This is a genomic window from Maribacter dokdonensis DSW-8 (assembly GCF_001447995.1).
Lineage (GTDB): Bacteria > Bacteroidota > Bacteroidia > Flavobacteriales > Flavobacteriaceae > Maribacter > Maribacter dokdonensis.
This window is the reverse complement of sequence record NZ_LDPE01000001.1, coordinates 51,359-77,474: the sequence shown is the minus strand read 5'-3', so window position 1 is coordinate 77,474 and position 26,116 is coordinate 51,359. Positions and strand designations below refer to the sequence as shown.

Here is a 26,116-nt window from a genome sequence, read left to right as displayed (position 1 = left end):
AATAATGAACAAATCATCCCACAATAAATTAGTATCCTTTATTTGGTCTATTGCAGACGATTGTTTACGAGACGTATATGTACGTGGCAAGTATAGAGATGTTATATTACCAATGATTGTACTGCGCCGTTTAGATGCCTTGCTAGAACCCACAAAAGAAGCCGTTTTAGAAGAACTTGCTTTTCAAAGAGATGAAGCTGGCTTTACAGAATGGGACGAGACAGGACTGCGCCAAGCTTCTGGTTTTGTTTTTTATAATACCAGTAAGTGGACACTTCAACAATTAAAAGATACTGCTACTAATAGTACACAAATACTACAAGCTAATTTTGAAGATTACCTAAACGGATTTAGCCCAAATGTAAAGGAGATTATTCAAAAATTTAAACTTCGTAGTCAGGTTGCGCACATGGCTAATAAAGATGTGCTTTTAGATGTTTTGGAAAAGTTTACATCTTCCAAAATTAACCTTACCCCTTTTGAAAAAGAAGACCCGGATGGCAGGAAACTACCGGCGCTTTCTAATTTAGGAATGGGGTATGTATTTGAAGAACTCATTAGAAAGTTCAACGAAGAAAATAACGAAGAAGCAGGAGAGCACTTTACCCCACGTGAGGTGATTGATTTAATGACCCACATTATCTTCGATCCTATTAAAGACAACTTACCACCGGTAATGACCATTTATGACCCAGCTTGTGGATCTGGGGGAATGCTCACTGAGAGTCAAAACTTTATTAAAGATGAAGAAGGAGAAATAAGAGCCATAGGAGATGTGTATCTCTACGGTAAAGAAATAAACGATGAAACTTACGCCATTTGTAAGTCCGATATGATGATCAAGGGCAACAACCCTGAAAATATCAGGGTTGGCTCTACCCTATCTACAGATGAGTTTGCTGGCACTACATTCGATTTTATGCTCTCTAACCCTCCTTACGGAAAGTCTTGGAGTAGCGAACAGAAATATATTAAGGATGGAAAAGATGTTATTGACCCTCGTTTTCAGATTAAACTGAAAAATTACTGGGGAATAGAAGAAGAACAGGATGCCACTCCACGTTCTTCTGATGGGCAATTATTGTTTTTAATGGAAATGGTTTCTAAAATGAAACCTTTATCGCAAAGTAAAACAGGAACCCGTATTGCTTCGGTACATAATGGTAGTAGCCTGTTTACGGGCGATGCCGGTGGCGGTGAAAGCAACATACGTAGGCACATTATAGAAAATGATTGGTTAGAAGCCATTGTGCAATTACCCAACAACCTGTTTTACAATACGGGCATTACCACCTATATCTGGATTTTAAGCAATAACAAAGCAGCTAACCGAAAAGGCAAAGTACAATTAATAGATGCAGGACAACTGTACCGAAAATTGCGTAAAAACCTAGGGAACAAAAACTGCGAGTTCTCGCCTAAACATATTACTAAAATTGTAAATACGTATACCAACATGAGTGTTGCCGAACGTGAAGGCGAGCAAGGTATTGCGGCACAAGTGTTCGATAATGAAGATTTTGGGTACTACAAAGCTACTATAGAGCGCCCAAAACGTTTAAAAGCACAATTTACTGCAGCACGTATAGAAACCTTGCGTTATGACAGAGTGTTGCAAGAACCCATGCAGTATGCCTTTGAAACTTTTGGAGATAGTATATACACTAATACCAAACAACACGAAAAAGAATTGTTAGAATGGTGCGAAAAAAACGAGCTCAACCTTTCCTCTGCCAATAAAAAGAAATTGACCAAAGTAGATACTTGGAAAAAACATTTGAATCTGGTGAAAACAGGAACTGTATTGTTAGAAGCCATAGGTAAAGCCGAGTATACTAATTTTAATGACCTTAGAAAACTAGTAGATGCCGAAATTAAAAAGCAAAAACTAAACATAAGCGCCAGTGATAAAAAAGCCATTTTAAATGCGGTAAGTTGGTATGATGCCGAAGCAGATAAAGTGATTAAAAAAGTAGAAAAACTATCTGGCGATAAACTAAACAAACTTTTAGTACATCTAGATTGCAAAGAAGAAGACTTACCCGACTTTGGGTATTATCCTAAAACGGTCACTGAGCGAAGCCGAAGTGACAACACCTATATCACCTACGAAACCGAAAGCGACCTGCGCGATACCGAAAACGTACCCTTAAAAGACAATATACACCCCTACTTTTTACGCGAAGTAAAACCACACGTACCTGAAGCTTGGATAAACCTAGACGCTACCAAAATTGGTTACGAAATTAGCTTTAACAAATACTTTTACAAGCACACACCATTGCGTAACATAGAAGAGGTTACTGCAGATATTTTAGAACTAGAACAACAAAGTGATGGTTTAATTGCGGATATTTTAAACTTGGTGTAATGGTAGAAACAGAAACTAAAATACAACGTTACCCTACTTATAAAGATTCTGGTGTGGAATGGTTGGGTGAAATTCCTGAGCATTGGAAAATTGAGAGAGCTAAATGGCTTTTTATTAAAAATGAAAGACCTACCAGAAAAGAAGACGAAATTGTTACATGTTTTAGAGATGGAGAAGTAACACTTCGTTCTAAAAGGAAAAAATCAGGTTTTACAGTTGCGCTTAAAGAACATGGTTATCAAGGTATTCGTAAAGGAGACTTAGTTATACATGCTATGGATGCTTTTGCTGGTGCAATTGGTGTTTCAGATTCTGATGGAAAAGCGACACCTGTATATTCAGTGTGTACCGAGAGATATCCAAATACGGTTAATCAATACTATTATTCTTATTTTTTAAGAAGTTTAGCTTTAAATGGAATCATTTTGGCTTTAGCAAAAGGAATTAGAGAACGTTCTACAGATTTTAGATTTAGTGATTTTGGAGAATTACTATTGTCATTTCCACCACTCCCAGAACAAACCAAAATAGCCCAATTTTTAGACGATAAAACCACCAAAATAGACGAGGCTATTGCTATTAAAGCCCAACAAATAAATTTACTTAAAGAACGCAAACAAATTTTAACACACAAAGCAGTAACACGTGGTTTAGATGATAGTGTGCCGTTGAAAGACTCTGGTGTGGAGTGGATTGGTGAGATTCCCGAGCATTGGGAGATAGAATCATTTAAAAATATACTAATTGAAAGGAATGAGAAAAATAACCCTATAAAAAGTAAAGAAAGATTATCTCTTTCTATCGATAAAGGCATAACCCTTTATGCAGAAAAGACAACAAATTTAGATCGTTTCAAAGATGATTTTTCACAGTATAAATTGGCTTACGAAAACGATTTAGTTTTTAACAGTATGAATATGATTGTTGGTGCTGTAGGAGTTTCTAGTTATTTTGGCTGTATTAGCCCAGTCTATTATACGTACTATACAAATCTCAATAACGGTTCCATAACGAAATATTATGAGTGCTTTTTTAAATCTAGAATTGTTCAAAGTCAGCTCTATAGTATGGGTAGAGGTATTATGGCTATTGATAGAGGTGAAGGTAAATTTAATACCGTAAGACTTAAAGTTTCACGAAATGATTTAAGAAGTTTTAAAGTGCCTTTTCCAAGTCTTAATGAAATAACAGAGATTGTTAAATATATTGAGATTTTGGATTTAAAAACGAAAACTGCAATCAACCTTAAAGAACAAGAAATAAGCAAACTGCAAGAGTATAAAAGTAGTTTAATAAATGGGGTGGTAACTGGTAAGGTTAGGGTGTGTTAAAAAGGAAATAAATGAGCAAAAGAAAAACAGTTTTCATTTCTTATTCATGGGATAGTGAAGAACACAAAGAATGGGTTCTTAAGCTTGCCAATTACCTAATTGAAAAAGCAGGATGTAATGTTCTACTGGATCAATTTGATTTAGCTGTAGGTAAGGAGTTAACTCATTTCATGGAAAATGGTTTGGAGAAAGCAGATAAGGTTTTAATAATATTAACTGAAGACTATAAAAGAAGAGCAGATGCAAGAACTGGGGGTACTGGTTTTGAGTACTCACTAATCTCTCAAGGATTATATGACTTACAGGCAAGTAACGATAAATTTATTCCTGTTTTAAGAAAAGGAACTAAACAAACCAGTGCTCCCACTTATTTAGCTACAAAAATTTATCATTCCATGAAGGATGATGCAAAATTTGAAATGGATGCGTTTAAATTGAGTAGAGAAATTTATGAAAAACCAGAAATAGTAAAGCCTGAACCTGGTGCAATACCAGACTTTGACAATCCTGACTATGACCCAATAATTGCAGTTGCAAATCAACTAAGTTCCCAAGAAAAGCTAAATGAGGAATTGGATGCTATATTAAAATCAACCGCAGGAGTTCAATTAGCTCAGGAAGAATTTTCATTGTTGTATAAAAAAATAAAAGATAGAGCATTAAAATATTCACAGGTCACAAATTTTCAATTTAAGACAGAAGATAAAGTTGACGCAATATTAATTAGTTCTCATGGCTATACAGTTACATTCTTTTACCGAAAAATGGCTTCAAATTGGGCTAAAGAAAATACATTGACATGCAAAATGTGGAATGGTTATATATCTCTTAATCAGAGGCATTACTTTGATCACGAAAAACCGAAAAGGGTAAAAGAAATAAACACAAAAGTTGATTTGGATGAAAATAAGAATGTGGTATGGAGAGTTGATGAAAACAGAGTTTTAAATTCTGAGGACTTGGTACAGGCTGCTTTTGTTTTTATTATGGAATCCATTCAGAAAGAAAAAGAGCCAAAGTTTCGCAAAGGGAAATAGTTAACAACATGCATAAAATATTAAAATAATTGAAATACGGGTATTAACAATTATTATGAAAGGCAGGTCACATTTCACATCAGAAGAAGCCAAGGAAATTGAGGAATTAATAGCCTTGAAACTTATATCTGATGGCAATACACAAAAAGGGATAAGAGCAAACATTAGAAGGAAAGACTTTTATGCTTCTGATTTTGGTCTTAGTGGTGGTTATACGGTTGCTGATTTTAGAAGTGTAGTTACTATTGGTGATAAAGCACCTTTAGCTTCTGCTCAACCTACCAAAACAGCTGTTCAAAAAAAGGCAATAACTGCTAGAACAAAACAAAAGTCCGCTACTACTAAACAAAGTGATGAAGCTTATATCATTGATTTGTGTGATGAATTTTTAAAGCTACAAGGCTCGCGCCAACACCGCTTTGATTTCTTAAGAGGAGATTCAGGTACAAAATTACCGGTAGATGCCTACTACCCTAGCCTAAACTTGGTTATTGAATATTATGAACGTCAACACTCGGAAGCTGTTCCACATTTTGATAAACGCATGACCGTATCTGGCATATCTAGAGGTGAGCAACGAAAGTTATATGACGAACGTAGAAGAACTGAATTACCGAAAAATGGTATAGACCTAATCATCTTTGACTATACGGAATTTCAATATACTTCTGGTAAGCGGTTGATTAGGCAGAAAAGTAAAGATTTAATCATAATAGAGAGTAAACTAAAACATTTTAAAAAGTAAGTTTCATATGAATCAAGAAATACTTTTAAAATATATAGAATCTTATAAGGAACACTTTTCGGAAATAAGTGAGAAGGAAATTTACAAATGGAAGGTAGTTGCTCATTTCCAAAAACATTGGGATATAGATGCACTAGACTTTCACGCTATGTTGAAGGAAAGTATCAAAACAACAGCTAATTTGTTGGCTTCTGGTAACTATTTGGCAAGAAGAATGGTTAGAACATGCGCTAGACAAGACCCAGAACGTGTACGTACCGCTTTTAAAAAAGCTTACAATCTTGAGACTCCGTTAGCCGATAGATATGAAGAGTTCAAATCGACCATGGTTGACATTGTTTCAACCATACCTGACGCTAAAAACCATTATCAAGACCATAGAGCCTTTGCCGTATATCTAGCTCTTCATTATCCAGAAAAGTTTTATTTGTACAAGTACGGTATGTTTAATGCAGCATATCAATTGTTTGATTTCCCTCTAAAAGCGAAACAAGGTGCTGTCTCTAACATTGAGAAATTCTATAGTCTTTGTGAATGGATAAAGCCATTTCTATTAAAAGATGATGAGCTCATACGTTTACATCATAAAAGGCTAGACAAAGACACCTATCAAGATTCTGCGTATAATTTACTGACCCAAGATTTTATCTACGCCTGTGTAAATTATGAGATGCTGAATGTAGATAAGGTTTCTACATTAACTACCTCCACGCCTATCAATATTGAAGAATTAAATTTGACAGATTTTCAATCGGCAACTTTAGCTGTAAATCTTAGCGGTAGACGTGGAATTGATTATAGTTCAAGAAATGAGCGTAATCAAAAAATAGGTGCCGCAGCGGAGTTATTCGTTTTACAACACGAACAAGAAAAATGGAAAGACTCAAAAAAGAAAAATAAAATAGAACACACCTCTATAGAAAAAGGTGATGGAGTTGGTTATGACATTACCTCAATTGATGAGAAAGGAAATGAGATTTTTATAGAAGTCAAAGCAACCACCGGTAGCTTTAAAACACCATTTTATATTACTAAAAACGAAATGCATGCAAGTATTCAAAATTCAAAAAAATACAGACTGTATCGCGTTTACAATTTCAATACGACCACACAAACCGGCGATATCAAAATATTTAAGGGTTCATTAGAAAGTGTCTGTAATGAGCCAGTGAGTTATATGATTAATCTTAAGGAGAAAAGAGACTAACATGACCGATCATAAAAATAAAATTGAAGCAGCTGACAAGAATATAAACGATTTATTAAAAGATCAAAAATTTTTCATTGACTACTTCCAGCGTGAATATAGATGGCAAGAGAAGCATATGACTACCCTTATTGAAGACTTAGCAAATGCCTTTTTAAAATCATATAAAAAAGAGGATAAACGTTCAGATGTGGCTAATTATCAAAGTTACTACTTAGGTCCGGTTGTCTTTAGTATCGCTGATGGGAAAAATTCCATAATAGATGGGCAGCAGCGCATCACCTCAATCACATTATTTCTTATTTATTTAAATCACCTTCAAAAAAACTCTACAAATCAAGTAAACATTGAAAATTTAGTATTCTCAGAAAAATATGGTGAAAAATCTTTTAACATGACAGACCAAGACCGTCAAGCGGTACTAAAAGGTTTATTTGATAACGAAGAGTATAATCTTAAAAATTTAGATGATGAAACGGTACATAACATTGTGGGAAGGTATAATGATATTCATAATGTTTTTCCCGAAGAGTTAACCACTCATGCTCTTCCATATTTCATAGATTGGTTCATTGGAAATGTTGTTTTAGTTAAAATTACAGCCTATTCTGACGAAAACGCATACACAATTTTTGAGACGATGAATGATAGGGGGATGAATATCACCGCTACAGAAATGCTTAAAGGTTATGTGCTATCCCGGATAAGTAATTCTGTTGAACGAAGTGAAATAAACCAACTATGGAAAAATCACATAAAAGATTTACATGAGCTAAATAGCAATGCTGACTTAGATTTTTTTAAAGCCTGGTTTAGAGCAAAGTATGCAGTAACAGTAAGACCCAGAAAAGCTGATTCAGAAAATCAAGATTATGAACAAATAGGAACACGCCTGCATGATTGGTTTAAAAACAATCATACCGACAAATTTAACCTGTCAAATTCATCACATTTTTTTGAGTTTTTTATAAATGAATTTGATTATTTCATTAAGGCATACAAATTCATATGGGAAAAATCGATACAATATGATTCTCAATGCCCACATTTGTTTTACATTAACCAATGGGGAATTGCAGCGTCATTACAAGACGCACTACTCCTAGCGCCATTGAAATCCTCAGATTCAGATGAAATTCTAGTAAAAAAAATGGATGCTGTTGCTCGTTTTGTAGAAACATTCACTGTAAGACGTTCAGTGAATTTTATGAAGTTTGGTTCTTCATCTATTCAATACACTATATTTAACATTATTAAAAATATAAGAAATCTTGATTTGGATGAATTATATAAAGAATTAACCAAAGAATTACATCAATTAGATCAAGACTTTGGCGCCATCCCAAATTTTAGGTTGCATCAGCAAAATAAAAAATTCGTCAAGCATTTATTATGTCGTATTACTGCTTTTGTTGATCAAAGTGTTGGTCGTGATAATAATTATGTCAACTACAAAGACCCTCAAGGAAAGCCTTTTGAGATAGAACATTTATGGAGTAATTCTTTTGATGATCATAGAGATGAATTCGACCAAGAATGGGAGTTTTCTGATGTAAGGAATTCTATCGGAGCTCTTATTTTATTGCCAAATGGAACAAATCAATCCTTTAATAGTGATAAGTATGAAGACAAACTTCCACATTACTTAAAAGAAAATACTTATGCTCAAACCCTGCATCCGGATTTTTATCATAAAAATCCAAATTTCAGGAATAGTGCTTTAAAGTCAATTCCTTTTAAAGCACATCCACAGTTGTATTCTGATGATATTAAAGAACGAATAAAGGTTGTGCAATCGCTTTGTGAACAGATTTGGTCTACAGATCATTATAGTAATACTAACTAAAATATAATTATGCATAGCCAAACTAACGAACAAGCATTAGAAGCATCCATAGAGAAGATACTAACGGGCACTTGTCTGGAGGAAGTAAAAGCAGAAGGTATCTCTGTAGGTATATTAAACGAGAATGCAGAAATCTACAGAACAGGGAAAGGTTATTATATTGGGCAATCTTCTAATTTTAATTCCCGTTTTGCTATTGACGAGCAATTCTTTTGGGACTTTTTACAAACCACGCAAAAAGAAGAACTAGAAAAACTACAAAAGCAAAATGATTGGAAATTAAAAATTCTTAATCGTTATGATCGTCTGGTAAAGAAATATGGTATTCTGCATTTGTTGAAAAAAGGTTTGCAAGTAGATGACGCCAATTTTACTTTATTTTATCAACTACCATTAGCCAGTAGTAGTAAAACCATTAAAGATAGATTTGAACAAAATACTTTTAGTGTTACTCGCCAATTACGGTATAGTATAGACAACCCAAGAGAAGAAATAGATTTGGTGTTATTTATTAATGGCTTGCCACTAGTTACAATGGAACTTAAAAATCATTGGACAGGTCAAAATGCCAAAGTACATGGACAACACCAATACATGTATAATAGAGACATCAAACAACCCTTACTAAACTTTGCTCGTTGCATTGTTCACTTTGCCGTTGATACTGATGAAGCATACATGACAACAAAGTTGAATGGCAAAAACACTTTTTTCTTACCATTCAATAAAGGAAACAAACATGGTAAGGGCAACCCAGAAGTTAGTAAAGGAGAAGTAGGGCATAGAACAAACTATTTATGGAACGATGTCTTCACCCGAGAAAGCTTAGCAAATATTGTACAGCATTTTGTAAGATTGGATGGTAAGAAAAAAGACCCTTTACAGAGTAAAACCTTATTCTTTCCCAGATATCATCAAATGGATGTGGTTAGAAAAATTATTGCAGATGCGAGTGAAAAAGGTGTTGGGCAAACTTATTTAGTACAACATTCCGCAGGATCAGGAAAGTCTAATTCTATTACTTGGGCAGCTTATCAATTAATTGAAACATATCCTGAAAGTGAGCATACCCCTGGAAATAGAGGATTGGAAAAACCGCTATTCGATTCTGTAATAGTTGTTACGGACAGACGATTATTGGACAAACAAATAAGAGAAAATATTGCCGATTTTTCAGAAGTTAAAAATATTATCGCTCCGGCTTTTTCTTCCAAAGAATTGAGATCCAGTTTAGAGGAAGGGAAAAAAATCATCATCACAACCATCCAAAAATTCCCGCATATAATTGATGGTATTGCAGATTTGAGTGATAAACGTTTTGCCGTAATTATAGACGAGGCTCATAGTAGCCAAAGTGGTACAGCACATGACAGTATGAATACAGCCATGGGGCAAAAAATTAATGAAGAGGAAGAATTAGATGCCCAAGCTAAAATTGTAAAAGCCATGGAATCTCGCAAAATGCGCGGCAACGCATCTTATTTAGCATTTACTGCAACCCCAAAACCCATAACCCTAGAAAAATTTGGGGTACAACAGGAAGATGGAAGCTTTAAGCCTTTTCACTTATACTCCATGAAACAGGCTATAGAAGAAGGTTTTATTCTAGATGTTCTTGCAAATTACACAACCTTAAAAAGCTATTACGAAATAGAAAAGTCGATTGAAGAAAATCCTCTTTTTGATAATATGAAGGCGCAAAAAAAATTGCGTGCGTTTGTTGAACAACATCAACAAACCATAAATACCAAAGCCGAAATTATCTTAGACCATTTTATACCAAAAGTTGTTAATACCAAAAAACTTAAGGGCAAAGCAAAAGCAATGGTAATTACCCAAAGTATAGAATCTGCCATAAGATATTTTAAAGCCTTACAGCGCATTTTAATGGATAAGGGTAATCCTTTTAAAATTGCCATTGCCTTTTCTGGAACCAAAGTGGTAGATGGTATAGAATATACCGAAGCAGAAATGAACGGTTTTTCAGAGAAAGATACCAAGGACAAATTTGATGAGGACGAATATAGAATTTTGGTAGTTGCCAATAAATATCTAACCGGTTTTGACCAACCAAAATTGAGCGCAATGTATGTAGACAAAAAGCTACAAGGTGTACTTGCTGTTCAAGCATTATCACGTTTAAATAGGTCTGCTAACAAATTAGGAAAGAAAACAGAAGATTTGTTCGTGCTTGACTTCTTTAACTCGACCGATGATATTAAAAACTCTTTTGACCCCTTTTATACTGCAACCTCGTTAAGCGGTGCTACCGATGTAAATGTATTGCATGAACTAAAAGATGTCTTAGATGATGTAGGTGTCTATGAATGGGTGGAAGTAGAAGAATTTAATGAAAAGTTCTTTAATAAAGTAGATGCACAAGAATTAAGTCCATTAACAGAACGTGCAGCAGAACGCTTTGTACAAGAGTTAGAACTAGAAGATGACGACAAGGCAGATTTTAAAATTAAAGCCAAACAGTTCGTTAAAATATACGGTCAAATGGCTGCCATAATGCCGTACCAAATGGTAGATTGGGAAAAACTATTTTGGTTTCTTAAATTCTTGATTCCAAAACTCCCAATAAAAAACAAAGACATAGACACGCTAGATGAGCTGTTAGAGTCCGTAGATTTATCTACTTACGGCTTAGAACGTGTCCGTTTGAACGAATCAATAGGATTAGATGACTCAGAAAGTTCTGTAGACCCACAAAACCCTAACCCAAGAGGAGCACACGGTCAAGATGATGATAAGGATCCTTTAGAAATGATAATACAATCTTTTAATGAAAGATGGTTTCAAGGATGGGATGCCACACCAGAAGACCAAAGAGTTAAATTTATTGGCTTAACGAAATCAATACAAGCACACCCAGACTTTCAACCGAAAGTAGTGGAGAATACAGATGAACAAAATAAAGATTTAGCTTTTAAGAAAATTCTAGATGATGTAATGTCTCAACAACGAAGACAAGAACTAGACTTATATCGTTTGTATGCAAAAGATGAAACTTTCTATAGAGCATTCTTTGACACTATGAAGCGTATGTCTAGTTTGAAATAGATACAGAATATTTAGAATTCAAATAATGACGTACACCTTCTTAACCCTTCTAGTTTTCGCAATAGGTTTCTATTACGCAATAAAATATGGCAATAAAGCCAAAAAGGATATTGAGGAGCATTTTAAAGAAGAGGTAACACCCGCATACCAAGAAGTTGTTAGCAAAAAACAAACATCAACCAAAAGAAAAACACTACCTAAAAATTTTGAAGAACTTTTAGAAAACAGCACTATTGAAGAGCTTATTTTAGTTTTAGAAAAATATAATATCGATGCATACGGAGGATACTCTAAAAAAACTGCTTTAGCATTCGATAAATGCCCTCATGAATTGGCAAAGTGGCTCATTGAAAATGGAGCTGACATTAACGCTACAGATACTTATGGCAAAACTCCTCTTCATAATAGGGCGGGCAGCATATTCGGCAATATTACTAGTCTTCTAGAATTAGGTGCAGATATCAATTTAAGTGATGGTAAAATTGGAAATGCATTACATAACGCAGCATTTTCTCATGTGGTTGAAAATTGTAAAATATTACTTAATGCCGGAACTCCGGTAGATGCAATCAGTGAAACCGGCTTGACCACCTTAGAACTATCATTAAGTATGTGCAATAATATTGACATTCCAAAAATGGTAGAAATCTCTCAAATCTTCTTAACAGCCGGAGCTAAGAAAACCTCAAAGATGCAGGTATCTGTAAAAAAGATTGGTAAAACGTTTGAGTTTCATAGGGAGGGGTTTAATAAAGATATCGTAGAAGAGTATAGTACTGCTTTAGACGAATTATACAAAATATATGACGTTATCCCTATTCAAAAAAGAGTAGTACACGATGGAATAAGCACTATTACCGTAACCAACAAATCATGGGAAAAACAACATCAAGAATTATGGGAACTATTAGTACCCTCTAGCGGACCAGCTGAAACCATACAGGGTGAAGTTATTAGAATCTCAGGAAAAATAGCTGATGAAATAGAAAGAAATGGCGGCGGAAATTGGAATAGTAATCATGATAAAATGAACAATGCTCTCTTAAAATTTGTTGCAACTGGCATAAGTCTTTCGTCTTCCGAATTAGAAAAGCTAACATTACTCATTAAAGACACAAAGAAGTACAATGAAGATGTTGATAACATGTGCGAATTGGCTGTACAATGGGTTTTAAAAAATCCTGAACCTCAAAAACTTGGTTCAGTGAAATATTACATATAAACAGGGAAAAATTAGACAATGCTTAACTTCTCCATTTCATTCCTATCCAAAAAAGCATTACATACCCTAACTTCATGGAGTATTTCTTTTTTAATATTGAACAGAATACCAAAGTCCCAACCATACACTACCCTATTCATTGGTATTGGAGCCGCTGCATGAATATATTCAAACTCATATACTATCATGCCCTTGCCATGCTCACAGGCAATACATCTACTTTGTGCAGTAGTAACCTCACCATATACCTTAGAGCCCATATGTTCCTTTTTCCAACCATTAAAACAATAGTCTAACACTTCAATAAAATCTATGGAATCTTGAAAATTTGCAATATGATATTTCTCCAAAAGTTCTTTTACTGGATTAATATCAATTTTCTTTAGAGCAATATCCATTTCAACTTTGAAATGTTTTGTTAATTCTGGTGTAAAACAGTCGCTGATACTCGTATGTTTTTTTCTGTCTTTTTGCATATCCGATATTGAAAATTATATTGACCTTTTTATAAGTAATTGATAAAAGAAAGTAACTGTAATACAATACTAGAAATAACTGCATAATATTCTTTACGGGTATCCGTACTAGGAGAGATTTTGTAAACCTAAAAGGAATACTTTTTTCCACTAAACAAGATGTGTTGATAAAATAAAAATCGGGGTAGTTAGCTCAACCATTCTTCACCCCGAAAACATCAAAACATATTTACCTTATAATCAGTTATTTAAGGCTTAACCTGTTTGAAACAAATGAAAATAACCAATGAAGTAACCATTGCTAACCCTATCATCTACCCCTAACCTACCCTAGCTAGCTACCCTAACTATTAACCTTGGTACCACTATCACTTACCCTTCATCACCATAACTAACCATTACTCTTATTTTACCTTACAGGAAACAAATGAAAAAGGAAAATAATACATATTAGGAAGTTATAATCATCCCCTCCAAATTCCACAGAACAGGCAACAAGAAATATATAATTAAACTAATAATTACTATAGAAATAACATTCATTAAAAATCCAGAGCGAATCATATCCGGTATTCGTAAATAACCCGACCCAAATACAATGGCGTTTGGTGGTGTAGCAACAGGTAACATAAAAGCACAAGACGCAGCTGTTGTACAAGCAATTAAAAGTATGTAGGGATTAACACCCAGCGATAGCGCTAATGGTCCCATTACAGGTAGCATCATGGCCGTTGTTGCAATATTAGAAGTTACCTCGGTAAGAAAATTAACCGATGTAATTATTAACAACAATAATATAATTAAAGGTAAACCATTAAAAAACATCATTTTAGACCCCAGGAATATGGCTAAACCTGTTTGCTCAAATCCCTTTGCGATTGCCATACCCCCACCAAATAACAATATAATTCCCCATGGTATTTTAACTGCTTCGTGCCATAATAACAAAGTTCTTTTTGCAGAGATGGTAGGTATTAAAAACAATACAATGGCAGACCCAATTGCAATAATGGTATCATCTATATTTGGAATAAAGCGTTGTAAAAGAAAAGATCTAGTTATCCAGCAGAAAGCAGTTAGGATAAAAACCGTAAGAACCCTTTTTTCTTCAGTTTTCATTGGTCCAAGTTCTTTGATCAATCTATTGATTTCAGCCTTTCCACCGGGAAACGTTTTCTCCTTTTGTGGATAAGCAAAGCGTGTAAGATAATACCAGGATAATAATAGCAATATAGAGGCCAATGGCAACCCAAATTGCATCCATTGCCAAAAGCTGATATCTATACCGTAGGTTTTTTGAACAAAGCCTGCAAAAACCAAATTAGGAGGAGTTCCTATTAGTGTTGCCATACCCCCAATGGATGCGGCATATGCAATTGAAAGCATTAACAACTTACTAAATGACTCATTTTTGATTATCTCTTCCGATTGACTTTTTAAAAATTGTTTTATTATGGATACCGCCATTGGCAATATCATTACCGTAGTAGCTGTATTGGATATCCACATAGACAAGAACGCTGTGGCAACCATAAAACCCAAAACAATAGTATAGATATTAGTGCCAATAGTTTTTATAATGTACAGGGCAATTCTTTTATGCAAACCCCATTTTTCTATTGCTACGGCCAGCATAAAACCACCCATAAAAAGAAAAACATATTTATGCCCATAACTAGCAGTAGTCTCCCCTAAACTTATAGTACCCAATAAAGGAAAAAGAATGATGGGTAATAATGCGGTAACGGCAATAGGCAAAACTTCTAACACCCACCATATACCTACCCAAACGGTTGCCGCTAAAATATCTCTACCTTCATTTGATAAATCATCTCCTTCGAAGAAAAAATGAATTAATGCGAATAGTAACGGACCGAGTATGAGTCCTATTTTTTTTGTTGTTGTCATTTAAGTATTTATATCGATTAGATTAAGAAAAAAAGGAGCAGCTGCCTTATCGGCAAACTACTCCTATCCCAATTCAAAATAAACTACTCGATATTCTCCTGTTCCATTGCGTAAAGCAAATACGGAATATTGTAAGCATGTGTCCATCCAAAAACACGTAAGCCCTGGTTTGTTTGCCAATTCGTAAACTTCTTTTTACTATTTGGTAGGTTAGAAATTTCCAGAAGATTTTCACTATACTCCTTGGCATTTTCATATGCACTTGGCGATTTTTTCAACTCCCCTATCTTTAAATACTCGGCCCGATCCATGGCTTCATTTAAATAACCAACTTCTCCGCTTATTTCATACCCCAGAACCAATGGATAAATTGTTGCTAAATATGATTCCATTTCATGGTTTAATGGTGGTACATCCCTTACCCATCTGGCATGATCAAGCAATGCTTCCCTTACTTCTTCATCTCCCGTAATTTGTTGGTATTTGTATAGCCCTTGTGCTACATACGTTTGACTGTATCCATACCTATCCAACAAAAGATTACCCCCTTGTCTTTCTTGAAATTCAAGCATTAGTTCAACACGTTCATCAAGCTCCTTTTTATATTTATCTAGCTTAGTGGCATCGTAAAGTTCAACAAGGTTAAGCACGGACAAATACAACCTACGCCCCCTTAAATCATGATCTCCCCAAATCCTATTTAAATAGGTATCACCAGTCATTTTAGCAACCTCAAGAGCCCTATGGTCTGCCGAAATATAATATGCGGCAACCCAACCTTGAATCCATACATGTGCACTCAATAAGGCGTACCAATGCTCATTGGCATGACGTCTACCTATACCCAAATAAGGTGTTGACTCTGGTTCCTCCTGATAATTCCAAAAATCTATAGCATCATTGATCTCACCATAATATGTTCTTTTCTTTGGCCAATGCACATTATCAACATCCATGGTATGCCTGCTCATAGCTTGCCCCATATTAAAGTACTTTGGATCACCCGTTCTCATAAAATTGGTCCAAAACATAAAATCTACCGTTGGCTCATTATTTGTCCATTGTACCCAGCGGTCATTGAAGTAATAACTTTTTCCATCCCCATAATTAAACATACCATACCATGGTTCATGATTTTGATTATAGCTCCACCATTGATACCTGTATTGCAAAGCGTTTTCAAACTCAGGATGTTTTGTTGACATCGGAGCCATATTACCATACACCTTTGAATCTGTATACCACTTAGGGTCAGCATGAGCCACCGGACTATCTATAACATAGTCCATTTTTTGCCCTACTTCTTCAGTAGCTACATTATCATGGAAATAGTATACAAATTCAGTGGTTTTTGTAATTCCCTGGGCAAAATTACCCAACATACCACCATCTGGCTCTGTATTATGCCTGGCGAAATTCATAGGACCATTTTCAAGAGGCCAAATATTACCGGTTAGAGATTTGTTTACCGGATCTACCTTAACCCCTTTAGGATATTCTTTTAAGAAGTTCTTTATACCGATGCCTACACCCCGTTTAGAATCTGCTATATTTACCCATCCTTTAGCCCTTTCACCATTCGCTATTTTTTCATCACCATCGGTTATGGTTGCCTCAAAATTATAATCTTTCTTTACCTCTTCTGCCCCGTCTTTCTTAAATCCGTTTATATATAAGCTTCTGAGACTAGTACTTTTAACTCTTTCAGGACCTTGCTGTAAAAGTTTTACGACATTATTATTTTTAGATTTAACTTGCTTAATATCAATTTTCGACTCTTCATCCTGCCAACTACCCGAGTTCATTGGAATGGAGATATTTACATCTTCATCTAGATGATATTTTAATTGTATACCACTTGCCGCAATTTCATCATTAGGCTGTATCCAACCTATATCATCCACAGTATCTTCAGATAATATATGTTCGTTTTGTGTGGCGATATTATAATGTTCTCCTTCGGCAACTTTATGTTTATCAGGTATACCCGTATAGGTCAATGTATGTAACACTTTTACATAGCTTTTACCTGCATAGGCATGTAACCACATTGTAAACGGAGATATATTATTATCCTCTCTATTATACGTATAAGTACCTTCAATTCTAAAGATATTATGCATTGGTCCAGACCCTTTTTCCCTGAACACTTCATTGATTACAGCTTTAGAGTGGTCTATACCGTTATCATCTAAAATATCTAAAAAAGACCCTCTATTTTCTCCTTGTGACGAACCTATAAGCTCACCCTCCTCAAATTCTCCATTACTATTAGAATCAAGAAAAACCTCATCTAAAAATCCGTTTCCCATTTTATGAATGGCAAAAGATATTGGTCCCGTATTTACTTCTATCCCACCTTGTGGTCTCATATTGTTGGTGGATACGATCTTATCTTTTGATTTTATAGGAACAATAGCGTCACCATACTCTATGACATAATCTGTTTCTTCTTCTGAGAAGAAAAACACCCATACCCATTTTACACTATCATCCAATGGTCCCCAATTAGAAACCTCTGTGGTTTGACAAGGAATTTCCTTACCATCTGAAGTCAGTAACCTCAAGTGATCTACAGAATACAATTCTCCCTTTGGAAAAGGTATACCTAAGGTTACCGGTGCCCCTACTTTATTATTTTCGACCGTGATGTTTACATGTTTACCAACCTTTGTTTCTGAACAAGAGGCCAATAAGAATACCACCATTAAAGTTGTAATAAGTTGTCTCATTAATTATATTTTTTACAGACAAAGTGCTGCCGCTCCAAGAATTGGTGAATCAGCTAAATCTGAGGTTTGTATTTTTAAGTTTTCTATCTGTTTTTTGTAAGGAAAAGATTGAAGTCCTATTAGCATTGAATTTTCAAAGAATTGATACGCTTTGCTAATTGAGCCACCTAGTATTATAATTTCAGGAGCAAACATGAAAAGTATAATCTTAATAGCTTCTGCCAAGTGTTTTCCATATTGCTCAAAAGCATTTAAAGCTTCAACATCATTTTCTAAGGCTTTTTGGTATAATTCAAAAGCTGAGCGTTTAAATTCACGTTCAAAAAAGAAACTACCTGTGTAATGCTCAAGTACATTATCTAAATAAGGCAACATACCTATTTCGCCAGCACCGCACATGACACCATTATATAGCTTAGTATTAATTATAATTCCCATACCCATACCGGTACCTAAGGAAAGTGCAATGGCGTTACTATATTGCTTTGCTTTACCATATTTACTTTCACCAATGGCGAAACAATTAGCATCATTATTTATATAAACGGGGACATTGAACCTTTCTTCAATTAATTTTTTTAAAGAAACTTCTGCCCAAGATGGTATATTTTGCACATCGTAGACAATGCCTTTTTCTGTATCTACAACCGCTGGAACACCAATACCAATAGCTTCAATATAATCAGTCATTACCCCCTTTAACCCAGCATACAGGTTATCTAGTGTAACGTGCTCAAGATCATTGCGGTTTACCGGAATTTTTCTATGTTCCACAACCACACCATGAACAACTTTACCAATTTTAATATTAGTACCGCCAATATCCACACCTATAATTTCTTGAGGCATATTTCTCATTTCTCTTTTTTTAGACTAATGGTCTTGTTGTTCACCAATGGTTTGGCCCAAAATCCAATAGAAAGAATAAACCCTAACGGTATGATCAAAAAGAACATACCCATTTTTAAAGTCATTAACTCACCTAAACCGCCCACTATGAAGGGTATAACAGCACCGCCAGCTATACCAGTACATAAAATACCGGATAATGATCCATGATGCTCTTTTACTGAATTTAGCGCAAGAGAAAAAATAACCGAGTACATCACTGAAATGAAAAAACCTATTAAAGGGAAACCAATTAAAGCGATTTCTTTAGACCCCATCAAAGAAAAAATTAAAGCTATAATGGTAATTGCCGTAGCAGCAATTAAGATTTTTCTACTGTCAAAGAATTTTAAAAGCAATAACCCTAACAAACAGCCAACAGTAAGCATTGCCCAGAAATATGAAACAGTATCGGCTCCTATAGTTTGAGGATCTAGTTGATGATATTGATATAAAAATTGAGATATCCAATTACCAACACCTTGTTCAGCCCCTACATAACAAAATATGCCAAGGAAATATAAGATGGTCCATTTGTTCTTTAACAAATCAAAATAAGAACTGGTGTCCCCCGCTTTTTCATCTTCATTTTTAGTAAACTTCGGGTACTTGTTCATGAAAACATAAATAACCAGTATAAACGCTATGAAAGCAAATACGATGTACAATGATGCCCATGGCAAATTATCTGGCACCATACTACGAAGGGTGTTCGCAATTTCATCATTACCAGTGCTTTCTGTATTTACCAAATATTTATACAGATAAGGACTCAAAAAAGATGCTGCACCGAATACCAACTGGGCTAGAACCGAATTAAACGCAAAATGCTCTTCGCCACCTGCAATTCTCAACATTGGATTTATGATAACCTGTAAAACTGCCATACAACAGCCTAATGTAAATAAGGTTATACTAAAGACACCATAACTTGGAAATAAAGCAAAACCCAAAGAAGCAAGCCCCATCACCAAAAAGGATATTGTCAATAATGACTTCTCACTATACTTTTCTGATAGAAATCCTGCCGGTATAGACATGATCCCATATGCTATAAAAAAAGTGAACGGTAAAAAGCCAGTAGAAGTAAGACTCAAGTCAAAACTATCTTTTACATCTACTATTATGGAATTTAGAATATTGGTAATAAATGATATAACAAAAAATACCAGCATTACTAATGCAATAATATGATAATATCTTTTGGTGATAGGCTTACTATTCTCCATTGGTGGTTGGTTATTTTTGAATTGGTTTTTACTTACTACCTAACATTGGAAACATTTCTTTGATCTCCGCATCTGTCGGTTGTTTTCCATATTCACATATTTCAAAAAACTCTACATGATTTACTTTTGAAACATCAACGTTTGGATACCATTTTTTAACAGCTTCTAGAGTACTTTCATTTGGCTTTCTATTCATCCATTTTTCTTTCAACCAAGCTAAGCGCTCTTTTTCTCCTTTTGGAATAGTAGAAAGGTCTGTTCCATTAGTCCAAGGCAACCATTCGAACATTTGCGAATCGTGAGCAGCCAAACCTTTTACTTTAGTATCTATAACATCATCTATGATAACAGCAATATCTTTTTGAAAAGGATAAGGTTTTTTAAAGTGATCGCTCATGTAAAGGAACACAGGGTTCTTTTGTAATGGTGGCGTATCTGGTGCAACATTTGGCACAATGTTCATATATGCAGCATCTTGTACTACCGACCCCGCATTTCTATGATCAGGATGATAATCATTAGGTCTAAGCCCTAAAACAATATCTGCGTTCCAATCCCTAATTCTTCTTATTACTTCTAGACGAACGTTTAAGGTTGGAAACAATTCTCCATCATGATTATCCAATACCTCGTATTCTGCAATTCCTAATGCTTTTGCTGCATCAATGGCTTCTTGCCTACGTTTTTTTGCAAGAGGTCCACCGCCCATATTTTGATGACCGGCATCTCCATTGGTCAAAGCCAAAAATTTAACCTTATATCCCATTTTTGCCAACATTGCGGCCGTTCCTCCAAATTTAGAATCGCAATCATCTGGATGCGCACCTATGGCCAAAACATTCAAGGATTTTTCTTGTGCTTGAACGGTCATAAATGCTAAGCTCAGACAAATTACAGTTAGTAGTTTTTTCATTTTTTTATATTTAAAATTTGACATTATTGGTTTGGTTCAGCCCTTATGGAGGACCAAAGATTTTATAATTTAATTGTACTAATTAACTAGATGTCCACAGCTGAAAAGTAGGTATAGTATGATATTGGGACTACTTCAAACTACTCAAATAATTAAACTAACAGCCTTTAATTTTGTTCGAAATTTGGGTTAATATCAATCTCCCTCTGTGGGATATAAAAGTATTCTCTAGTCGCAGTAATAAATGATTCCGCTTCTTGAATTTTTGATTCGGCATTGAATCTCTTTAAATCTGGCCACCTATGGTTTTCAAAGGCCAATTCCACTCTTCGTTCATTAAGTAATTTTTCTTCAAAGGAACCTGGAGTACTGGCATCAATATCTTCCAGACCAGCTCTTTGTCTTACTTCATTGATCAAATCATAACTTTCACCGGTTTCACCCAAAGCTTCTGCCAACATTAGTAAAACATCAGCATATCTAAAGACAACAAAATTGATATCCGAATCATTTTCAATAGCCGGATCCGACCAAAATTTCTTTACATATCTAGCTTCAATAGTTTCACCTTCAAGATTTACATACGTATCATCCATTGATGGGTCATATCTTAAATCATCTTCTTCATAGGCTTCCATAAGGGATATAGTTGGTCTATTTCTACCAAAACCAGAACCGGTCTGTAAGTCTGTGCTAGGAGAAAAGTCGTTAGTAAAAAGACTACCTTGACCTATTCCCCCACTGATAAACTGTATTTCAAAAATAGACTCTGCGTTATTTTCATTACCTACTCCCCATAAATCAGCATAATCATCTAACAATTCATATCCATAATCAGAAATTATTCTACGAAGTACCGTTGCAGCAGCGGCATCATCACCAGTAGTTAACAATACTTTTGCCAGTAAGGTTGCAGCAGCACCTTTTGTAGCCCTACCAATATCACTTCCTGAATAGGCAACAGGTAAACCTGCTTCAGCTTCAGCTAAATCAACTATTAATTGGTTCAAAACAGTAGTTTGATCTACTTGAGTCAACTCATCACCAGAAACAAAGGGTTCTAATTGTAATGGAATATTCCCAAAAGCTATTGCTAAGTGATAAAACATTAAAGACCTAATAAATAAAGCCTCCCCTGTTATACGAGATTTTAAACTGGCATCCATTTCAACTCCATCAATTCTAGAAAGAATCACATTGCAATTGGAAATAACTTTATATGACTCACTCCAAACAGAAGTAACCTGCTCATTTAAAGCATCTTCAGTAAAAGAGTTGATTTCTGTATACTGACGAGCAAGACCGGTTGCATCTGGGCCTTGGTCAGTATTATCACTTCTCATTTCAAACATTGTCCAATATCCCCTACCATAAATACCAGTACTCTGCATACCAGAATAACTTGCATTAATTGCTACCTCAAAATCATCTGAAGATTTATAAAAGTCTGCCTCATTACGATTAGAAATAGGCGCGAGATCTGTGAAATCATCACTACATGAAGTAAAGCAGGCAGTGAATAATATTATATATAGAATTCGTTTCATTTTTTTCGTTTTTAGGTTAGAACTTTAAGTTTACTCCCATGGTAAAAGATTTTGTCAACGGAAAAGCACCATAATCCTCTCCTGGAGTTAAGCTATTGGTAGAAATATTACTTACCTCTGGATTGTAACCTAGATAGTCGGTTATGGTAAATAAATTAGTCCCGGTTATATAAAACCTTAGCTTTTGAATTGAACCCCCAAAAATATTATCGATTGGAAGCGTGTAACCCAATGTGACATTTCTTAGTCTAACATATGAACCATCTTCAACTTGAAAAGAAGAGGGTCTACTGTTATTACCATGGTTACCAGATTCTCTATCTGCACGTGGTACAGAACCATTGCCTGGATCTTCGGCCGACCTCCATCTTTCATTAAATATGGCATATGAATTAAAATTGGCTTCACCATTTTTAAGGTGTCTTGACGTTAGGTTTAGTATTTCATTTCCTTCAACTCCCTGAATCAAGAAACTAAAATCAATATTCTTATAACTAAAGTTGTTATTGATACCCCATGTGAAATCCGGAAAATAACTTCCAGTAACTGTTCTATCGTCGGGTGTAATTTGCCCATCACCATCTACATCCTTAAATCTAAAATCTCCAGGACCTGCGTTAGGAGCCTGAGTATCTACAGGAGCACTATCAATTTCTTCTTGTGATTGATAGATGCCATCAACTACATAACCATAATAGCTACCAATTGGGTCACCTACTCTAGTAACGTGTCTTACACCTGCACTACCTGAAGAATAAATAGGCTCATCAGATTCATTAAGTGCCAAAACTTCATTTTTGTTCGTAGAAAAGTTGAAATCTGTGGACCATGTAAAATCACCAACAAAGTTTTTAGTGGACAAAGCCAATTCAAATCCTTTGTTTTGAACTTCTCCAAGGTTTCTCAAAGTTGTTTCAAAACCAGAAACAGAAGATATGGCGACGTTTAACAATAAATCTCTGGTTGTAGTATCATAATAGTCTGCCATAAAAAACACCCTATTGTCAAATAGACCTACTTCTAAACCTACATCCATCTGTTCAGATTTTTCCCAAGTAAGATTAGGATTAGGTATAGTTGCTTGTACCAGCCCATTAATTTCATTTCCACCCAAGTTGTAATTTTGTGGGGATAATAAACCAACAGCGCCATAATTAGGAATCTCAAAATTTCCTGTTTGACCCCAACTGGCCCTTAGTTTCAATTCTGAGAACAAATCGGAATCAGCCAAAAAATCTTCTTGACTCAATCTCCATCCTAAAGAAAAAGATGGAAAATATCCAGTCTGATTATTTTTTCCAAACCTTGACGATTTATCAGATCTAAATGTACCAGTAAACAAATATTTATTCTTGTAACTATAATTCACTCTAAAAAGTGATGATAATAAAGACCACTGCTCTTTTAAGGAAGTACCACCAAACACTTGACCACCACTTATTGTAGGAACAAGATCATCTGGATAATTGTTCGCTAAAACTTGTTTTATTGTCAAATTATCTTTCTGAGCGGTATAGCCTATTACGGCATCTATATAATGATCATCAAAATCCTTTGTCCAGCTTAAAGTATTCTCCCACAACCAGTTAGTTTCAGTTGAAGAAGATGCTTGCCCATATGGATTACCATCTGCTGAATTTCTGTATAATAAGGTATTTGCTCTATAAAAATCTTGATTATAGACATTGATATAAGTTCCTCCTAACGTTTTAAAACTTAATCCTGGTAGGATATCATAAGTTAAACTCAATGTACCCCTGTTTTGAAATTGAAATAATTGATCATCAATTGCTTCAATAATAGCCAATGGATTACTAGCTGTTGTTGTACCACCACCTAAATAAGATTGATTGTTTAACTGATTGATAGTTCCATCAGCGTTATACGGGCTAACCGTAGGCGAATGAACAATAGCAGAATAAACAATTCCCGGAGGAGTTGCAAAATAAGGTGCTGATGCCGGTACTCTTTGATTCTCAGTAACAGTTGGTGCTAATCTAAGATCTAAGTTTAATTTTTCTGAAAGTTGAGAGTTTAAATTCAATAGAACAGAATATCTTTCAAACTTTGATTTTTCTATAACACCGGTCTGTGAAAAATAACCCGCTGATGCATAAAAGCTTGTTTTATTCTTTACAGGTGAGGCAAAGGAAAAATTATAGCTTTGAACTACACCGGTCTTAAATATAACATCTTGCCAATCTGTATCTGTTCCATCCCAATTTATAAATGACTCAGGTAGTTCATAATTCACGTTTCCCCTATCACCTGGACCTATAGGGTCATTTATAGAAGCTCCTGGAACGGAAGCTAAATAGTTATTGTTTCTAGCATCAGTAGTAAAATCAATTAATTCACTAGCGTTCATTAAATCAATTCTATTTGCAACAGTTTGCATGCTTGCATAAGTATCAAAGGAATATACACCCTCATCTGTATTTGATCCTTTTTTAGTGGTTATCAATAAAACACCATTACCTCCTCTTGAACCGTAGATTGCCGCAGCACTAGCATCTTTTAGTACTTGTATAGATTCAATATCGTTTGGATTTAATGTTGCTAACGGATTAATAGTCGGAGGTTGAAAATTACCACCTTGATTTGCAATACCACCTATTTGACTTGAAGATGTCAAATTTCTAGAAATTGGTATACCGTCTACTACGAATAAAGGGTCATTACCCGCAGAAATAGATCCAGATCCCCTAACCCGAATATTTGGGGCAGCACCAGGCTCTCCTGACACTTCCTGTACTTGAACACCGGCAACTTGACCAATTAAAGCACCTTCTGCCGTTAAAGCAGGTACTTTTACAATAGTTTCTGTGTCTATTGAAATTACCGACCCCGTTACTTTTGTCTTTGCCAATGAGCCGTAGCCCACAACAATAACTTCTTCCAATGCTGCAGCGTCCGGTTCTAAACTAATTGTAATAGTTTCTTTTCCTGCAACATCTATTTCCTTAGACCTATATCCTAAATAAGACACTTGTACCGTAGTTACACCAATAGGTAATGTGATATTGAAATTACCATCAAAATCTGTTGTTGTGCCTACTGTAGTACCTTTTGCCACAACAGATGCTCCTGGAAGAGGATTACCATCTTCATCTAAAACAGTTCCATTTAGACTTGTTTGAAAATTTGAAATTTCTACTGACTTTTCAGGAATTTTACCGCTATATACGGTCTCCCCTTTTCTCTTGACTACAATTTGATTTGAAAGAATTTCATATTCTAAATCTGTGCCCTTGAAAATTTCATCGAGCAACTCTGCAATTCTTAATGGAGATTTTGACACTGTAACTTTACGATCTAAATCAACCTCTGTTGCTTCATAAAAGAACTTGTGTCCAGTTGAGTTAGTAATTGTTTCAAAGATGTCTCCTAAATTTTTGTTTTTAAAATTTGCAGCAACAGTGTCTTCTTGTGGACTGACTTTTGCACTCATATTATAAAAACATAGTGACATACATAAGAGGCAAACTATTCCTCTAAGCCCGGTTGAGGCAAAAATGTAGTTGTTTTTTTGGTTTCTCATAATTCATTCAATCTAGAGTTAGTTGTTGGTTAGTTTCTTTTTACTTTGAATTGTTTA

General features: G+C 35.0%; 16 protein-coding genes. 8 read left to right on the top strand and 8 right to left on the bottom strand.

Annotation, left to right across the window (positions count from 1 at the left end; genetic code table 11):
• Nucleotides 1-4: 4 nt before the first annotated feature.
• The 8 genes from I600_RS00300 to I600_RS00265 are packed head-to-tail and all read left to right on the top strand — an operon-like array spanning nt 5 to nt 12,825.
• Nucleotides 5-2,371 carry a type I restriction-modification system subunit M gene (locus I600_RS00300; RefSeq protein ID WP_058102527.1) on the top strand — a complete coding sequence of 789 codons (2,367 nt, stop codon included), beginning with the start codon at nt 5-7 and terminating at the stop codon, nt 2,369-2,371.
• Nucleotides 2,371-3,702, top strand: a complete 1,332-nt coding sequence (locus I600_RS00295) for a restriction endonuclease subunit S (protein WP_058102526.1) — start codon at nt 2,371-2,373, stop codon at nt 3,700-3,702. Before I600_RS00300 ends, I600_RS00295 begins: the two co-directional genes overlap by 1 nt.
• Nucleotides 3,703-3,713: 11 nt before the next feature.
• Complete coding sequence (locus I600_RS00290; RefSeq protein ID WP_058102525.1) at nt 3,714-4,739, top strand: toll/interleukin-1 receptor domain-containing protein; 1,026 nt, start codon at nt 3,714-3,716, stop codon at nt 4,737-4,739.
• Nucleotides 4,740-4,794: 55 nt separating this feature from the next.
• Entirely contained in the window at nt 4,795-5,484 is a 690-nt protein-coding gene (locus tag I600_RS19365) for a hypothetical protein (protein ID WP_209439172.1), read from the top strand.
• A 7-nt stretch (nt 5,485-5,491) separates the two neighbouring features.
• Entirely contained in the window at nt 5,492-6,691 is a 1,200-nt protein-coding gene (locus tag I600_RS00280; protein WP_058102524.1) for a DUF3883 domain-containing protein, read from the top strand.
• Nucleotide 6,692: 1 nt separating this feature from the next.
• Nucleotides 6,693-8,537: a DUF262 domain-containing protein gene (locus tag I600_RS00275; RefSeq protein WP_058102523.1), complete on the top strand. Its 1,845-nt coding sequence runs from the start codon at nt 6,693-6,695 to the stop codon at nt 8,535-8,537.
• A 9-nt stretch (nt 8,538-8,546) separates the two neighbouring features.
• Complete coding sequence (locus I600_RS00270) at nt 8,547-11,603, top strand: type I restriction endonuclease subunit R (protein WP_058102522.1); 3,057 nt, start codon at nt 8,547-8,549, stop codon at nt 11,601-11,603.
• 25 nt (nt 11,604-11,628) lie between these two features.
• Nucleotides 11,629-12,825: an ankyrin repeat domain-containing protein gene (locus I600_RS00265; RefSeq protein ID WP_058102521.1), complete on the top strand. Its 1,197-nt coding sequence runs from the start codon at nt 11,629-11,631 to the stop codon at nt 12,823-12,825.
• An 11-nt stretch (nt 12,826-12,836) separates the two neighbouring features.
• Here the strand turns inward: I600_RS00265 and I600_RS00260 are convergent, their stop codons facing one another.
• From I600_RS00260 to I600_RS00225, 8 genes are all read right to left on the bottom strand, one after another.
• Complete coding sequence (locus tag I600_RS00260) at nt 12,837-13,301, bottom strand: hypothetical protein (protein WP_058102520.1); 465 nt, start codon at nt 13,299-13,301, stop codon at nt 12,837-12,839.
• Nucleotides 13,302-13,751: 450 nt separating this feature from the next.
• Nucleotides 13,752-15,209, bottom strand: coding sequence for an SLC13 family permease (locus I600_RS00255; protein ID WP_058102519.1), 1,458 nt, complete (start codon nt 15,207-15,209; stop codon nt 13,752-13,754).
• An 83-nt stretch (nt 15,210-15,292) separates the two neighbouring features.
• On the bottom strand, nt 15,293-17,941 hold the full coding sequence (locus I600_RS00250; RefSeq protein ID WP_058102518.1) for an exo-rhamnogalacturonan lyase family protein: 2,649 nt from the start codon (nt 17,939-17,941) through the stop codon (nt 15,293-15,295).
• A 12-nt stretch (nt 17,942-17,953) separates the two neighbouring features.
• Nucleotides 17,954-18,799, bottom strand: a complete 846-nt coding sequence (locus I600_RS00245) for an ROK family protein (RefSeq protein ID WP_058102517.1) — start codon at nt 18,797-18,799, stop codon at nt 17,954-17,956.
• A complete protein-coding gene (locus I600_RS00240; RefSeq protein WP_058102516.1) occupies nt 18,796-20,058 on the bottom strand; it encodes an MFS transporter in 1,263 nt (420 codons plus the stop codon). The genes I600_RS00245 and I600_RS00240 overlap by 4 nt, the downstream gene beginning before the upstream one ends.
• A 28-nt stretch (nt 20,059-20,086) precedes the next feature.
• On the bottom strand, nt 20,087-20,971 hold the full coding sequence (locus tag I600_RS00235) for a PIG-L deacetylase family protein (protein ID WP_058104219.1): 885 nt from the start codon (nt 20,969-20,971) through the stop codon (nt 20,087-20,089).
• A gap of 167 nt (nt 20,972-21,138) precedes the next feature.
• Nucleotides 21,139-22,518, bottom strand: coding sequence for a RagB/SusD family nutrient uptake outer membrane protein (locus I600_RS00230; protein ID WP_058102515.1), 1,380 nt, complete (start codon nt 22,516-22,518; stop codon nt 21,139-21,141).
• A gap of 16 nt (nt 22,519-22,534) precedes the next feature.
• Nucleotides 22,535-25,969, bottom strand: coding sequence for a TonB-dependent receptor (locus I600_RS00225; protein WP_245188822.1), 3,435 nt, complete (start codon nt 25,967-25,969; stop codon nt 22,535-22,537).
• Between the last annotated feature and the right edge of the window lie 147 nt (nt 25,970-26,116).

Coding starts and splice junctions, on each gene's coding strand:
- I600_RS00300 (WP_058102527.1), top strand. CDS start 5: ATGAACAAATCATCCCACAATAAATTAGTATCCTTTATTTGGTCTATT.
- I600_RS00295 (WP_058102526.1), top strand. CDS start 2,371: ATGGTAGAAACAGAAACTAAAATACAACGTTACCCTACTTATAAAGAT.
- I600_RS00290 (WP_058102525.1), top strand. CDS start 3,714: ATGAGCAAAAGAAAAACAGTTTTCATTTCTTATTCATGGGATAGTGAA.
- I600_RS19365 (WP_209439172.1), top strand. CDS start 4,795: ATGAAAGGCAGGTCACATTTCACATCAGAAGAAGCCAAGGAAATTGAG.
- I600_RS00280 (WP_058102524.1), top strand. CDS start 5,492: ATGAATCAAGAAATACTTTTAAAATATATAGAATCTTATAAGGAACAC.
- I600_RS00275 (WP_058102523.1), top strand. CDS start 6,693: ATGACCGATCATAAAAATAAAATTGAAGCAGCTGACAAGAATATAAAC.
- I600_RS00270 (WP_058102522.1), top strand. CDS start 8,547: ATGCATAGCCAAACTAACGAACAAGCATTAGAAGCATCCATAGAGAAG.
- I600_RS00265 (WP_058102521.1), top strand. CDS start 11,629: ATGACGTACACCTTCTTAACCCTTCTAGTTTTCGCAATAGGTTTCTAT.
- I600_RS00260 (WP_058102520.1), bottom strand. CDS start 13,301: ATGCAAAAAGACAGAAAAAAACATACGAGTATCAGCGACTGTTTTACA.
- I600_RS00255 (WP_058102519.1), bottom strand. CDS start 15,209: ATGACAACAACAAAAAAAATAGGACTCATACTCGGTCCGTTACTATTC.
- I600_RS00250 (WP_058102518.1), bottom strand. CDS start 17,941: ATGAGACAACTTATTACAACTTTAATGGTGGTATTCTTATTGGCCTCT.
- I600_RS00245 (WP_058102517.1), bottom strand. CDS start 18,799: ATGAGAAATATGCCTCAAGAAATTATAGGTGTGGATATTGGCGGTACT.
- I600_RS00240 (WP_058102516.1), bottom strand. CDS start 20,058: ATGGAGAATAGTAAGCCTATCACCAAAAGATATTATCATATTATTGCA.
- I600_RS00235 (WP_058104219.1), bottom strand. CDS start 20,971: ATGAAAAAACTACTAACTGTAATTTGTCTGAGCTTAGCATTTATGACC.
- I600_RS00230 (WP_058102515.1), bottom strand. CDS start 22,518: ATGAAACGAATTCTATATATAATATTATTCACTGCCTGCTTTACTTCA.
- I600_RS00225 (WP_245188822.1), bottom strand. CDS start 25,969: ATGAGTGCAAAAGTCAGTCCACAAGAAGACACTGTTGCTGCAAATTTT.